At 68.0% G+C, this 12,390-nt stretch carries 15 protein-coding genes; 10 read left to right on the forward strand and 5 right to left on the reverse strand.

The window, feature by feature from the left end:
* The first annotated feature begins 22 nt into the window (after positions 1 to 22).
* From AC3A6G_RS10270 to AC3A6G_RS10280, 3 genes are all read left to right on the forward strand, one after another.
* A complete protein-coding gene (locus AC3A6G_RS10270; RefSeq protein ID WP_487859184.1) occupies positions 23 to 1,261 on the forward strand; it encodes a dienelactone hydrolase family protein in 1,239 nt (412 codons plus the stop codon).
* A 74-nt stretch (positions 1,262 to 1,335) separates the two neighbouring features.
* On the forward strand, positions 1,336 to 1,782 hold the full coding sequence (locus AC3A6G_RS10275; RefSeq protein ID WP_487859183.1) for a type II toxin-antitoxin system RatA family toxin: 447 nt from the start codon (positions 1,336 to 1,338) through the stop codon (positions 1,780 to 1,782).
* On the forward strand, positions 1,782 to 2,117 hold the full coding sequence (locus AC3A6G_RS10280) for an RnfH family protein (RefSeq protein ID WP_487859182.1): 336 nt from the start codon (positions 1,782 to 1,784) through the stop codon (positions 2,115 to 2,117). The genes AC3A6G_RS10275 and AC3A6G_RS10280 overlap by 1 nt, the downstream gene beginning before the upstream one ends.
* 16 nt (positions 2,118 to 2,133) lie before the next feature.
* On the opposite strand, the gene AC3A6G_RS10285 is transcribed toward AC3A6G_RS10280, so the two are convergent.
* Positions 2,134 to 2,634, reverse strand: coding sequence for a DUF4124 domain-containing protein (locus tag AC3A6G_RS10285; protein WP_487859181.1), 501 nt, complete (start codon positions 2,632 to 2,634; stop codon positions 2,134 to 2,136).
* A 178-nt stretch (positions 2,635 to 2,812) separates the two neighbouring features.
* On the opposite strand from AC3A6G_RS10285, the gene guaB reads away from it, so the two are divergent.
* The 4 genes from guaB to guaA all read left to right on the forward strand — a co-directional run bounded on the left by guaB (position 2,813) and on the right by guaA (position 6,668).
* Positions 2,813 to 4,282 (forward strand): IMP dehydrogenase, encoded by a 1,470-nt coding sequence (guaB, locus tag AC3A6G_RS10290; RefSeq protein WP_487859180.1) that lies wholly within the window; start codon positions 2,813 to 2,815, stop codon positions 4,280 to 4,282.
* A gap of 71 nt (positions 4,283 to 4,353) precedes the next feature.
* On the forward strand, positions 4,354 to 4,620 hold the full coding sequence (locus AC3A6G_RS10295; protein WP_487859179.1) for a type II toxin-antitoxin system Phd/YefM family antitoxin: 267 nt from the start codon (positions 4,354 to 4,356) through the stop codon (positions 4,618 to 4,620).
* A complete protein-coding gene (locus AC3A6G_RS10300) occupies positions 4,617 to 5,039 on the forward strand; it encodes a type II toxin-antitoxin system VapC family toxin (RefSeq protein ID WP_487859178.1) in 423 nt (140 codons plus the stop codon). Before AC3A6G_RS10295 ends, AC3A6G_RS10300 begins: the two co-directional genes overlap by 4 nt.
* A gap of 9 nt (positions 5,040 to 5,048) precedes the next feature.
* Positions 5,049 to 6,668: a glutamine-hydrolyzing GMP synthase gene (gene guaA / locus AC3A6G_RS10305; RefSeq protein WP_487859177.1), complete on the forward strand. Its 1,620-nt coding sequence runs from the start codon at positions 5,049 to 5,051 to the stop codon at positions 6,666 to 6,668.
* Positions 6,669 to 6,716: 48 nt separating this feature from the next.
* Here the strand turns inward: guaA and AC3A6G_RS10310 are convergent, their stop codons facing one another.
* Together AC3A6G_RS10310 and AC3A6G_RS10315 are read right to left on the reverse strand one after the other, a co-directional pair.
* Complete coding sequence (locus tag AC3A6G_RS10310; protein ID WP_487859176.1) at positions 6,717 to 7,691, reverse strand: Bug family tripartite tricarboxylate transporter substrate binding protein; 975 nt, start codon at positions 7,689 to 7,691, stop codon at positions 6,717 to 6,719.
* 156 nt (positions 7,692 to 7,847) lie between these two features.
* The gene (locus tag AC3A6G_RS10315; protein ID WP_487859175.1) at positions 7,848 to 8,756 is read right to left on the reverse strand and encodes a LysR family transcriptional regulator; all 909 of its coding nucleotides are present in this window, start codon (positions 8,754 to 8,756) and stop codon (positions 7,848 to 7,850) included.
* 128 nt (positions 8,757 to 8,884) lie between these two features.
* On the opposite strand from AC3A6G_RS10315, the gene AC3A6G_RS10320 reads away from it, so the two are divergent.
* Genes AC3A6G_RS10320 through AC3A6G_RS10330 form a run of 3 tightly spaced genes read left to right on the forward strand, consistent with a single transcriptional unit; the run spans position 8,885 to position 11,092 of the window.
* Complete coding sequence (locus tag AC3A6G_RS10320) at positions 8,885 to 9,793, forward strand: ferritin family protein (RefSeq protein WP_487859174.1); 909 nt, start codon at positions 8,885 to 8,887, stop codon at positions 9,791 to 9,793.
* Between the two features lie 7 nt (positions 9,794 to 9,800).
* On the forward strand, positions 9,801 to 10,190 hold the full coding sequence (locus tag AC3A6G_RS10325; protein WP_487859173.1) for a RidA family protein: 390 nt from the start codon (positions 9,801 to 9,803) through the stop codon (positions 10,188 to 10,190).
* A gap of 5 nt (positions 10,191 to 10,195) precedes the next feature.
* A complete protein-coding gene (locus tag AC3A6G_RS10330; RefSeq protein ID WP_487859172.1) occupies positions 10,196 to 11,092 on the forward strand; it encodes an alpha/beta hydrolase in 897 nt (298 codons plus the stop codon).
* Here the strand turns inward: AC3A6G_RS10330 and AC3A6G_RS10335 are convergent.
* Positions 11,089 to 11,730, reverse strand: a complete 642-nt coding sequence (locus AC3A6G_RS10335) for a dioxygenase family protein (RefSeq protein WP_487859171.1) — start codon at positions 11,728 to 11,730, stop codon at positions 11,089 to 11,091. The two genes, AC3A6G_RS10330 and AC3A6G_RS10335, sit on opposite strands and share 4 nt — an antisense overlap.
* A gap of 6 nt (positions 11,731 to 11,736) precedes the next feature.
* Positions 11,737 to 12,369: a DNA-3-methyladenine glycosylase I gene (locus AC3A6G_RS10340; RefSeq protein WP_487859170.1), complete on the reverse strand. Its 633-nt coding sequence runs from the start codon at positions 12,367 to 12,369 to the stop codon at positions 11,737 to 11,739.
* Positions 12,370 to 12,390: the final 21 nt, after the last annotated feature.

Genomic DNA, 12,390 nt, shown 5'->3' on the forward strand with positions numbered 1-12,390 from the left:
AGCCAAAGAGGAAAACCACGACATGACAGCTCGACAAGGCCGATGGCTGCAGGTGCCCGCCATCGACGGCAGCGGCAGCTTCCGCGCGTACCTCGCCGTTCCGGACGCAGGGCATGGCCCCGGCATCGTGCTGGCGCAGGAGATCTTCGGCGTCAACGCCACCATGCGGGAGGTCGCAGATCTTTACGCCGAGGAGGGCTACACCGTGCTCGCGCCCGACCTGTTCTGGCGACAGCAGCCCGAGGTCGAGCTCGGCGACACACCCGACGACTGGCAGAAAGCCTTCGCGCTCTACCAGGGCTTCGACGAGGACAAGGGCGTCGAGGACATCGCCGCCACGCTGGCGCTCCTGCGCTCTTTGCCCGAGCAGCAAGGCAAGGCCGGCGTGCTGGGCTTCTGCCTGGGCGGCAAGCTCGCCTACCTCGCGGCCTGCCGCACCGATGCCGAGGTCTGCGTGGGCTACTACGGCGTGGGCATCGAACAGCGGCTCGAGGAGGCCGGTCGCATCCGCGGCCGGCTCGTGCTGCACATTCCCGAGCTCGATGGCTTCTGCCCGCCCGAGGCGCGCACGCGCATCGTCGAAGCGCTGGGCGCGCGGCCGGGTTGCGCGCTCCATGTCTACCCGGGCGTCGACCATGCGTTCGCGCGGCTCGGCGGCGCCCACTACCACAAGCCTTCCGCGCTGATGGCGCACGAGCGCAGCGTGGCCGCCTTCCGGCGCGAGATGGGCCCGCACTACGACTTCTCGGCGCTGTGGGACAAGCATTGCGAATACGAGTTCGCCACGCGCAACGTGGCCGACACGATGGCGACGATGGTTGCCGAGCCCTACGTCAATCACATTCCGACCATGACCGGCGGGGTGGGGCATGCGATGCTGAGCCGCTTCTACCAGCACCATTTCGTCGACAGCAATCCGCCGGACACGCGGCTCGTGCCGATCTCGCGCACCGTGGGCGCGACGCAGATCGTGGACGAGGTCCTGTTCAGCTTCACCCACACCTGCGAGATCGACTGGATGCTGCCCGGCGTCGCGCCAACGGGCCGGCCGGTGGAGATCCCGCTGGTGGCGATCGTCAAGTTTCGCGGCGACAAGCTCTGCCACGAGCACATCTACTGGGACCAGGCCAGCGTGCTGGTGCAGGTCGGGATGCTCGATCCCGCGGGCCTGCCGGTGGCCGGTGTCGACACCGCGCGCAAGCTGCTCGACGAGACGCAGCCATCCAACACACTGATGGCGGCCTGGTCGCGTTCTGGTTGAGGCAAGGGCCTCCCGCGCGGAGGTGGGGGCCGGGCGGAGGCTCCCTACAATGAATCGCTCTCCCGATCCGATTCATGAAAACAGTCAACAAGTCCGTTCTCATCTGGTACAGCGCCGAAGAGATGTACGCGCTCGTCACCGATGTGGCGAAATACCCGCAGTTCCTGCCCTGGTGCGACAAGGCCCGGGTCATCGAGGAAGACGAAGCCGGCATGACCGCCGAAGTGGGCCTGGCGTTTGCCGGCCTGCACCAGAGTTTCACCACCCGCAACACCCACGTGCCGGGCCGCGAGGTGCAGCTCAAGCTCGTGGACGGGCCGTTCTCCAACCTCGACGGCACCTGGAAATTCGCGCCCGTCGGGGAACCCGGCGAACGCGCCTGCCGGGTCGAACTGCACATGAGCTACGGCTTCAGCAACTTCGCGCTGCAGGCGCTCGTGGGACCGGTGTTCGACACCATCGCATCGAGCCTCGTCGAGGCCTTCGTGAAGCGCGCGGAGCAGGTCTACGGCAGCGCCTGATGATCGAAGTCACGCTGAGCTGCTCGCCCGCGCCGCGTGAGGTGTTCGAGCAGGCCCTGCGGCTTGCGCCCGGTGCCACGCTCGCCGATGCGGTGGGTGCGAGCGCGCTGGCCGAGCGCTTTCCGCAACTGGACTGGCGCAGCACGATGACGCCCGGCGTCTGGGGCAGGGAAGCGGCCTGGGACCAGCCGCTGCAGGACGGCGACCGCGTGGAGCTTTGCCGGCCGCTCGCGGTCGACCCGAAGGTGGCGCGGCGCGAACGCTTCCAGCGCCAGGGCGCCCGGGGCACCGGGCTCTTTGCCAAGCAGCGCAAGGGCGGCAAGGCCGGTTACTGACCGAACGCGCTGACGGCTACTTGCAGTCGCTCTGGATGATCGACTGCAGCCGCTTCTGTTCCGCGGCGCGTGCCGTGTCGTCGAGGATCTCGCGCTCGCCGCTGGCGTTGACCCGCGCGACGCGCATGCCGCTGTCGTAGGTGGCCTTGGCCTGGCGCGCGCGGTCGCAGTTCTCGGCCTTGGCCTTCGCGACCTTCGCGGCCTCGGCGTCCTGCCGGGCCTTTTCCTCGTCCTCGGCCTTCTTCTTCTTCGCCTCGAGCTCCTTGTCGACGCCCGCGGGCTTGGGCGGCGCGGCCTCGGCCGCCGGTGCCGCTTCGACCGGTGCGGTGGCGGCGGCACCGCGCGAAGGCGGCACGCCCGCGCGGCGCAGGATGTTCTTCTCGGGCACGTTCGAAGGCGGAGGTTGGTCGCTGAAGACCTTCTTGCCCTGGTTGTCGACCCATTGCCACTGCGCGCCGGCCGCAAGCGGCAGCAGGCAGCAAATCCATCCCAGTACGAGCCGATGCGCAAACTTCATGAGCGGGAGTTTAGCCGCGCCTTACGTTTTGCAACATCGCGGCGGCGGGCGCCGGAGCGGGCGAGTTGGGAATTGGCGACGTTTTGCCAGCTGCCGTGCAGGTCGGCGGCCGCGCAAACCCTGCAGGCTTCGGGTAAGTACCGGGCGTCGTTACAATCCGTCTTTTGGAGCTTCACCCATGCGCCTTCTCGGCAAAGCGCTCACCTTCGACGACGTGTTGTTGGTGCCAGCGTTCTCCCAGGTCCTGCCCAAGGACACCTCCCTCGCGACCAAACTCTCCCGCAACATCACGCTGAACCTGCCGCTCGTCTCGGCGGCCATGGACACCGTGACCGAAGCCCGCCTCGCGATCGCGATCGCGCAGGAAGGCGGCATCGGCATCGTGCACAAGAACCTCACCGCGCAGCAGCAGGCCGCCGAAGTGGCCAGAGTCAAGCGCTACGAGTCCGGCGTGCTGCGCGATCCGGTGGTCATCACCCCCACGCACACCGTGCTGCAGGTCATGCAGCTGTCCGACGAGCTCGGCATCTCGGGCTTCCCGGTGGTCGATGGCGGCAAGGTGGTGGGCATCGTCACCAGCCGCGACCTGCGCTTCGAGACCCGCTACGACGTGCCGGTCAGCGAGATCATGACGCCGCGCGAGAAGCTGGTGACCGTGAAGGAGGGCGCCACGCCCGCCGAGGGCAAGGCGCTGCTCAACAAGTACAAGCTCGAGCGCCTGCTCGTCATCGACGACGACTTCGTGCTCAAGGGCCTGATCACCGTCAAGGACATCACCAAGCAGACCAGCTTTCCCAACGCCGCGCGCGACCCTTCGGGCCGCCTGCGCGTGGGTGCGGCGGTCGGCGTGGGCGAGGGCACCGAGGAGCGCGTCGAGGCGCTGGTCAAGGCCGGTGTCGATGCCATCGTGGTCGACACCGCGCACGGCCATAGCAAGGGCGTGATCGAGCGCGTGCGCTGGGTCAAGCAGAACTATCCGCAGGTCGACGTGATCGGCGGCAACATCGCCACGGGCGACGCGGCGCGCGCGCTGGTCGAGGCGGGCGCCGACGGGGTCAAGGTCGGCATCGGCCCCGGCTCGATCTGCACCACCCGCATCGTCGCGGGCGTGGGCGTGCCGCAGATCATGGCGGTCGACAGCGTCGCCACCGCGCTGCAGGGCACCGGCGTTCCGTTGATCGCCGATGGCGGCATCCGCTATTCGGGCGACATCGCCAAGGCCATCGCCGCCGGCGCGAGCACCGTGATGATGGGCGGCATGTTCGCGGGCACCGAAGAGGCGCCCGGCGAGATCGTGCTGTTCCAGGGCCGCAGCTACAAGAGCTACCGCGGCATGGGCTCCATCGGCGCCATGCAGCAAGGCAGCGCCGACCGCTACTTCCAGGAATCGAGCACGGGCAACCCGAACGCCGACAAGCTGGTGCCCGAAGGCATCGAAGGCCGGGTCCCCTACAAGGGCACGATGGTCTCGATCGTCTACCAGATGGCCGGCGGCCTACGCGCCAGCATGGGCTACTGCGGCTGCGCCACCATCGACGAGATGAAGAACAAGGCCGAATTCGTCGAGATCACCACGGCCGGCATCCGCGAGAGCCATGTGCACGACGTGCAGATCACCAAGGAAGCGCCGAACTACCGGGCCGACTGATTCGCGCCAGATACGAAAGTTGGGCCAGATTGTTATAATCTGGCCCAATTTCTTTTTCAGGCCAGACTTTTATGCAAACCGTCTCGGTGCATCAAGCCAAGGACCGCTTCTCTGCGCTGCTTCAAGCGGTGGAGGCGGGCGAGGAAGTGGTGATCACGCGCCACGGCAAGAAGATCGCGCGCATCGTGCATGAAGCCGACGCGCAGCCTTCGGAGACCGAGCGCGAGCGAATTCGCCAGCAGGCCCTGGCGCAATTGCGCGAATACCAGGCGGGCGTGAAACCTGCCGTCCCGGGCTATTCCGACTGGAAGAGCCTTCGGGACGCGGACCGCCGATGAAGCCCATCGTCATCGACGCCTCGGCCGCCGCCGCGTGGGTGCTGCCCGACGAGTGCAGCGATGCGGCGCAGGCGCTCTACCTGCAGGCCATCGAACCCAACGACGTGTTCCACGTCCCGCTGCTGTGGTCATGGGAAATGGGCAACATGCTCGTCATGGGCGTGCGCCGCGAACGCCTCGACGCGCAGCAGCTCGAACAGGGCCTGGCGCTGCTCGCCAGGGTGCAGGCGCAGGTCGACGTGCCGCTGTCGGCGCATCGGCAGGCGCAGGTCGGCCGGATGGCGCTGGCCCATGACCTGACTTTCTACGACGCCACGTACCTCGAACTCGTGCTTCGCCTCAACGGGCAACTCGCCTCGCTCGACCACAAACTCGTCGCTGCAGCCAAGTCCTGCGGCATCGTCTGCCTTCATTTCTGAGCCCTCACCATGCAACACGACAAGATCCTCATTCTCGACTTCGGCTCGCAGGTCACCCAGCTCATCGCGCGCCGCGTGCGCGAGGCGCATGTGCTCAGCGAAGTGCATCCCTGCGACGTCAGCGACGAATGGGTGCGCGAATACGCCGCCGACGGGCACCTGAAGGGCGTGATCCTTTCGGGCAGCCACGCCAGCGTGTACGAGGAAACCACCGACAAGGCGCCGCAGGCCGTGTTCGACCTCGGCGTGCCGGTGCTCGGCATCTGCTACGGCATGCAGACCATGGCGCACCAACTCGGCGGCAAGGTCGAGGGCGGGCACAAGCGCGAGTTCGGCTTCGCCGCCGTGCGCGCGCATGGCCACACCGCGCTGCTGAAAGAGATCGCCGACTTCACCACGCCCGAAGGCCACGGCATGCTCAACGTGTGGATGAGCCACGGCGACAAGGTCACCGAGCTACCGCCCGGCTTCAAGCTCATGGCCAGCACCGAGAGCTGCCCGATCGCCGGCATGGCCGACGAGGCGCGCCGCTACTACGCGCTGCAGTTCCACCCCGAGGTCACGCACACGGTGCAGGGCAAGGCCATTCTCGAGCGCTTCGTGCTCGGCATCTGCGAAGCCAGGCCCGACTGGGTCATGCGCGACCACGTCGCCGAGGCCGTCGAGAAGATCCGTGCGCAGGTGGGCGATGAAGAAGTCATCCTCGGCCTCTCGGGTGGTGTCGATTCGAGCGTGGCCGCCGCGCTCATCCACCGCGCCATCGGCGACCAGTTGACCTGCGTCTTCGTCGACCACGGGCTGCTGCGCCTCGACGAGGGCGACAAGGTGATGGAGATGTTCGCAGGCAAGCTGCACGCCAAGGTGATCCGCGTCGACGCGAGCGACCTGTTCCTCGGCAAGCTCGCGGGCGTGAGCGACCCCGAAGCCAAGCGCAAGATCATCGGCGGCGAGTTCGTCACCGTGTTCAAGCAGGAGGCCGCGAAGCTCAAGGCCGGCGACCAGGGCCACAAGGGCGCGACCTTCCTGGCGCAGGGCACCATCTACCCCGACGTCATCGAGTCGGGCGGCGCCAAGAGCAAGAAGGCCGTCACCATCAAGAGCCACCACAACGTCGGCGGCCTGCCCGAGCAGCTCGGCCTCAAGCTGCTCGAGCCGCTGCGCGACCTGTTCAAGGACGAGGTGCGCGAGCTCGGCGTGGCGCTCGGCCTGCCGCCCGAGATGGTGTACCGCCATCCGTTCCCCGGCCCCGGCCTGGGCGTGCGCATCCTCGGCGAAGTGAAGAAGGAATACGCCGACCTCCTGCGCCGCGCCGATGCGATCTTCATCGAGGAGCTGCGCAACTTCACCGACGAAGCCACCGGCAAGAGCTGGTACGACCTCACGAGCCAGGCCTTCACCGTGTTCCTGCCCGTGAAGAGCGTGGGCGTGATGGGCGACGGCCGCACCTACGACTACGTCGTCGCGCTGCGCGCCGTGCAGACCAGTGATTTCATGACCGCCGACTGGGCCGAGCTGCCGTATGCGCTGCTCAAGAAGGTGTCGGGACGGATCATCAACGAGGTGCGCGGGATCAACCGGGTGACGTACGACGTGTCGAGCAAGCCGCCGGCGACGATCGAGTGGGAGTGAGGTCACCCCGGCCCGGCGGCCGCAGCGCCGGTGCTGCACGATCGTCCCTCAAGGCGCAAGCCCGGCCGACTTGACGATCAACGCGTACTTGCCAACTTCCGATTCCGTATAGCGCGCAAACTGCGCCGCATTGCGCGCATCCGGCTCGGTGCCGATGTCGCGCAGCCGCTGCACCATGGCGGGCGCCTGCATCACCTCGGCCAATGCATCGGACAACTGCTTCAGCACCGGTTGCGGCACCTTGGCCGGCGCGAACACGCCGAACCAGGCGCTGACCTCGAAATCGGGCAGGCCGCTTTCCGCCACCGTTGGTACATCGGGCAGCAGGGGGCTGCGCTTGAGGCCGGTCACGGCGAGCGCCTTGACCTTGCCGGCCTTCAGGTTGGGAATGGCCGTGGTCTGCAGGTCGAACATCAGCGGCACGTGCCCGGCCAGCACGTCCGCGAGCGCGGGTGCGCTGCCGCGATAGGGCACGTGCATCAGCTGGATGCGCGCCGCGTTCGCTAGCATTTCGCCGGCCAGGTGGTTGGAGGTTCCCGGCCCGGCCGAGGCATAGCTGATCGTGCCCGGGCTCTTCTTGCCCGCGGCGATCAATTCCGAGACGTTGCCGTAGGGCGCAGCGGGATGGGCGACCAGCACGAACGGAATCGAGGCCAGCGGGCCAACCACGGCGAAGCCCTTGACCGGGTCGTAGCCCACCTTGCTCATGGCCGGGTTGATCGCCTGCGAGCTCACCGTCCCCATGAGCAGGGTGTGGCCGTCCGGCTTGGCATCGGCCACGAAGCGAGCGCCGATGGCGGTGCCGGCGCCGGCCTTGTTCTCCACGATGACGGGTTGCCCGAGGCGCGTGGCGAGCTGCTCGCCCACAGTGCGTGCGAGGATGTCGGCCGACCCGCCGGGCGGATAGGGCACCACGAGGGTGACCGGACGGGCCGGAAAGGTCTGGGCGAGCGAGGGCCCGGCGACCACGGCCGCAGCCATCAGGACCGGAACGGCGAACAGCTTCTTCATCATTGATTTCATCGTGGACTCCAGTGGGCGGGCAGGGCGGCACGGAGCGCTTCATCGCGCTTCCTCGCCGCATGATGCAAACCGCGCCTCATAACGTCCAATACGGACTGCGTACCGAATCCATACATGAATCGAATCACCAGCGCCTGCCGGGCAGAGCTGATCCGGTCAGCTGCCGCGGGCCTGCGCGACGACCTTGGCCGCCACCGAGAGGAAGGAATGGATCACGGGGTTGTCGTTGCTGCGGCTGTAGGCGAACGCCAATTGGTAGGTCGGCGGGACGCGCGTCGCGGCTACGTCGAGGAAGGCCACCTCTTTCATCGCCAGCATGCGCATCGAGGCCGGCACCAGCGCGATGCCCAACCCACCGGCCACCAAGGTCAGCACGGCCTGCATCTGCGAGGCCTCGTGCACCACCCGGGGCGAGAAGCCCGCGGCCTTGCATGCACTCAGCAGCGCCCCCACGAAGCCCGCGCCCTCGGCGGCCGGAAAGGTGATGAAGGGTTCCGCGGCCAGCGCCTTGATCTTGACGCTGCGCTGCGACGCGAGCGCATGGCTGCGCGGCACCGCGATCACGAAGGGCTGGGCCTTGAGGTCGACGAACGCAAGGTCGGGCACGTCCTGCAGCGGCCCGACGACCAATGCCAGGTCGACCTCGGCTCGCCGCAGTGCCTCGACTTGGCGCGTGGTGGTGTCGGCGGTCACCTGCAGGTGCACCGTCGGGTAGTCGCGTTGAAAGCGTTTGAAGACTTCCGGCAGCAGGTCGAGCGCGGCGCTCGGCACGAACGACAGGCTGAGTGCGCCCTCGGCGCCCTGGGCCGCGCGCCGGGCTCGCTCGGTGGCGGCATGGGCCTGGGTCAGCAGCCGCTGCGCGTCCTTCAGGAACACCTTGCCCGCGGGCGTGAGGCGCACGTGGTGCCGGCTGCGGTCGATCAGCAGCGTGCCCACCTGCGCCTCGAGGTTGCGGATGGCCACGCTCAAGGGCGGCTGCGACATGTGCAGCTTCTCCGCCGCACGGCCGAAGTTGAGTTCTTCCGCCACGACCACGAACTGACGCAGTTGCCTGAATTCGATCATCTGGGGTGCCTTGCTCGCCGAATGGATATACACGGATTGGATCACCGCACCATCCAAACGGTATTGGATGTATCACTGTGGCGAACCTAGCATGCGTGGCATTCCCCCACTGCCGAAGGAAGCGCGCCATGCAACCGTCTTTGCTCGAAGAGATCCCCGCCGTTCCGAATCCGTACCCGGTCGTCTCGAAGATCGAATACCCCGAGGTCTGGCGCCTGTGCACGCAGGCGCGCGAGCTGGCCTGGAACCCCGTCACCGACATCGACTATTCGGACCTGCAGAAAGCCGAGCTTCCGCCCGAGGTCCGCCGGGCCGGTGCCGAATGGTGGAGCCTGCGCGCATGGATGGAGCACGGCGCCACGCCCTATGGCGCCGAACGCCTGCGCGATGCGATCTTCCAGCACCAGCCCTTCGAGGTGAAGCAGCACATCACCAACTTCATCGCCGAGGAGTTCCGGCACCACGAAGCCAGCTTCCGGATCGCCGACGCGCTGGCCGCGTACGAGCCGATGCCGCGCTCGGACTACTTCAAGGACATCATTCCGCGCTTCCACGACGAGACGGACGAGAAGGCGATGAGCTTCTTCGCGGGCCTCTCGGTCAACACGCTGTTCGAGCAGCTGTCGGGCGACCTGCTGCAGGCGCGCTACGAGAACGCGCGCTTCGACTCCATCCGCGAGGCCTGCCGGCTGATCCTGCGCGACGAGGCGCGCCACATCCAGTTCGGCCGCATCATCATGCGGCGCTTCTTCAGCGAGCTGCCCGCCGAGGAGAAGCGCCTTATCGGGCTCAAGGTCGCGAAGAAGCTGCGCGGCAGCCTGCTCAACGGGGTCTATGCCGTCGTCAACCTGCCGGAGGCAGAGCGCGAGCGGTCCGGGCGCAACCGCGCGCTGGCCGCCGACCACGGCCTCGGCGCAACGCACCCCGACGAAGAGATCGGCATCATCAAGCGGGGCGTCGACAAGATCCGCGAGGACATCGGCGTCTACGGTGTCGAGATCCCGGCGATCCCCGAAATCGACAGCGTCGTGCACTGAGGCGGCCATGCATCGACGCATCGCTCCCGACACCGTCGCAGCGCCTGCGGGCGCCTACAGCCATGGCATTGCTGTCCAGGGCCCCGGCACATGGCTGCATGTCGCAGGCCAGATCGGCACGGACCGCGACGGCCTTCTGCTGCAAGGCTTCGACGCACAGGCCGACCAGGCCTGGAAGAACCTGATGGCGGTGCTCGCAACGGCCGGCATGGACGCGTCGCACCTGACCAAGGTCTCGACCTATCTCACCCGTGCCGCGGACCTGCCGCGGCTCAATGCGATCCGCAGCGTCTACCTCGGGTCGGCGCGCCCCGCCTCGACGCTGGTGGTGGTCGCGGCGCTGGCGCATCCGGACTGGTGTTTCGAGGTCGAGGCTTTCGCCTTCCGGCCCGACTGACCGCCATGCGCATCGCCGGCCGGTCTGCGGAACTGGACGCGCTGCTGCGCGAGGTCGGCCCCGTGTGGCAGAAGGACATCCGCACGGCGGGCGACAGGGTCAAGGCCGCCTACCTGCCCGTGCTGATGGCGGCGACGCGCAGCGGCATCGCGGTCACGCGCGAGCTGGCCTACGGAACGCATCCGCGCCAGGTGCTGGACGTCTATCGCCCGGCCACGGCGCGCGAAGCACCCGTGGTGGTCTTCGTGCATGGCGGCGCGTTCGTGCGTGGCGCCAAGGACATCAACGAAGCCATGTACGCCAACGTGCTGACCTGGTTCGCGCGCCAAGGCTGCGTGGGGGTCAACGTGGAGTACCGGCTCGCACCCGAGGCGTCGCATCCGCAGGGCGCCCTCGACGTGGCAGCCGCATGCGCCTGGGTGGCCGAGCACATCGGCGGCTTCGGCGGCGATCCGCGCCGCGTCTGCCTGATCGGCCATTCGGCCGGCGGCACCCACGCAGCGAGCTTTGCCTGCGATCCGTCGCTGGCCCACCTGCGGCGCGGCCTGCGCTGCCTGGTGCTGGTGTCGGCCCGGCTGCGCGCCGATACCTTGCCGGAGAACCCCAACGCGGCGGGCGTGCGGGCCTATTACGGCGACGACGAAGGCTGCTACCAGGATCTGGCCCCCATGGCGCACGCGGCGCACCTCGCGCTGCCGCTGTTCGTCGTCAATGCGCAGTACGAGAACCCGCTGCTCGACGTCTATGCGGCGGAATTCGTCCATCGGGTTGCCGTGGCCCGTGGCGTCGCGCCGCGCCACATGACGATGGCGCAACACAACCATGTGTCGATCGTTGCGCACTTCGACAGCGGCGAACAGCTGCTCGGCGAGCAGATACTCGATTTCTTTGCAGCTTGCTAGACCGCAACCACGATCGGAAACCGCGCCCGCAGTCCGTCCGCACCGCGCTCGAACGGCACGGTCACGGCGTCGCGCGCGGCCTCCGGCAGACGGCGCCAGAGCCCGTCGCGCGCATTGCCCGGGTCGCCGGCCACATAGAGCTGCGTCGTCAACAGCTCGCGCGCACCGAGCTTCACCTTGACGTGGATGTGCGGTGTGCGGCCGCTGTAGGGCACCGGCCGGATGGTGCGAAAACGGTAGCGGCCGTCGTCGCCCACGGCGACGCGGCCGAAGCCCTGGAACGCGGCGTCCGCGCGGTCGCCGTCACCCGGGTGGTGGTAGTGGCCGTTCTCGTCGCATTGCCAGATCTCGACCTGCGCGCCGCGCACGGGCTTGCCTTCCAGGTCGGTCACGGTGCCGTCGACCCAGGCCGGCTGGCCGCGGCCGTAGCGCAGCGTGCCGTTCTGCAGCAGGTCGTGGTCGGCATCCTGCGGCAGGCGCACGGGGTAGAACGGGCCTTCGGTCTGGGCTGGCGTGGCGATGCGCGCGGGCGCGGGTTGGGCGCGGGCACCGAGCCAGAGCGCGGGTGCGCCGACGATGGCCGCGGCGAGCAGAATGCGACGGGCGCTGTCAGGGGTGGGTTGGGCCGGTGCGCGCATGACGGGTCAGACCCGCGCCGCCGGTGCCGAGTTCCGCGGGCGCTTGAACGCGCCGCGTGCGCGGTCCACCTTCGAGCGGACCACGCAGCCTTCGGCGTGATCGTTGATGAGTCCCATCGCCTGCATGAACGCATACACGGTCGTGGGCCCGACGAACTTCCAGCCGAGCTTCTTGAGCGCCTTCGAGATCGCCACCGATGCCTCGGAGGTCGAGGCCGTCTGCGGCGTGTCGAGCGCTGCGGGTTCGTAGGCCCAGAAGAAGGCCGCGAGCGAGCCTTCGCGCGCGACCATCTCCTGCGCGCGTGCGGCGTTGTGGATCACCGCCTCGATCTTGCCGCGGTGGCGCACGATGCCCGCGTCCTGCAGCAGGCGCGCGACGTCGTCCTGCGTGAAGCGGGCGACCTTGTCGAAATCGAAACCCTCGAAGGCCGCGCGAAAGTTCTCGCGCTTCGCAAGAATGGTGCGCCAGCTGAGCCCCGACTGGAAACCCTCGAGGCTGATCTTCTCGAACAGGCGCCGGTCGTCGGCGACCGGATAGCCCCATTCGTTGTCGTGGTAAGCCGTGTATTCGGGCGTGGCCGCGCACCAGTGGCAGCGGGGGTGGCCGTCGGGGCCGTCGATCAGGGGAGGGGCTGTCATGCGGGATCGATCAGGGGTGTG

This window comes from Variovorax sp. Soil_C_26 (assembly GCF_057657075.1).

Excerpts from the sequence above, each read along its gene's own strand:
- AC3A6G_RS10270 (WP_487859184.1), top strand. The coding sequence starts at position 23 with ATGACAGCTCGACAAGGCCGATGGCTGCAGGTGCCCGCCATCGACGGC.
- AC3A6G_RS10275 (WP_487859183.1), top strand. The coding sequence starts at position 1,336 with ATGAAAACAGTCAACAAGTCCGTTCTCATCTGGTACAGCGCCGAAGAG.
- AC3A6G_RS10280 (WP_487859182.1), top strand. The coding sequence starts at position 1,782 with ATGATCGAAGTCACGCTGAGCTGCTCGCCCGCGCCGCGTGAGGTGTTC.
- AC3A6G_RS10285 (WP_487859181.1), bottom strand. The coding sequence starts at position 2,634 with ATGAAGTTTGCGCATCGGCTCGTACTGGGATGGATTTGCTGCCTGCTG.
- guaB (WP_487859180.1), top strand. The coding sequence starts at position 2,813 with ATGCGCCTTCTCGGCAAAGCGCTCACCTTCGACGACGTGTTGTTGGTG.
- AC3A6G_RS10295 (WP_487859179.1), top strand. The coding sequence starts at position 4,354 with ATGCAAACCGTCTCGGTGCATCAAGCCAAGGACCGCTTCTCTGCGCTG.
- AC3A6G_RS10300 (WP_487859178.1), top strand. The coding sequence starts at position 4,617 with ATGAAGCCCATCGTCATCGACGCCTCGGCCGCCGCCGCGTGGGTGCTG.
- guaA (WP_487859177.1), top strand. The coding sequence starts at position 5,049 with ATGCAACACGACAAGATCCTCATTCTCGACTTCGGCTCGCAGGTCACC.
- AC3A6G_RS10310 (WP_487859176.1), bottom strand. The coding sequence starts at position 7,691 with ATGAAATCAATGATGAAGAAGCTGTTCGCCGTTCCGGTCCTGATGGCT.
- AC3A6G_RS10315 (WP_487859175.1), bottom strand. The coding sequence starts at position 8,756 with ATGATCGAATTCAGGCAACTGCGTCAGTTCGTGGTCGTGGCGGAAGAA.
- AC3A6G_RS10320 (WP_487859174.1), top strand. The coding sequence starts at position 8,885 with ATGCAACCGTCTTTGCTCGAAGAGATCCCCGCCGTTCCGAATCCGTAC.
- AC3A6G_RS10325 (WP_487859173.1), top strand. The coding sequence starts at position 9,801 with ATGCATCGACGCATCGCTCCCGACACCGTCGCAGCGCCTGCGGGCGCC.
- AC3A6G_RS10330 (WP_487859172.1), top strand. The coding sequence starts at position 10,196 with ATGCGCATCGCCGGCCGGTCTGCGGAACTGGACGCGCTGCTGCGCGAG.
- AC3A6G_RS10335 (WP_487859171.1), bottom strand. The coding sequence starts at position 11,730 with ATGCGCGCACCGGCCCAACCCACCCCTGACAGCGCCCGTCGCATTCTG.
- AC3A6G_RS10340 (WP_487859170.1), bottom strand. The coding sequence starts at position 12,369 with ATGACAGCCCCTCCCCTGATCGACGGCCCCGACGGCCACCCCCGCTGC.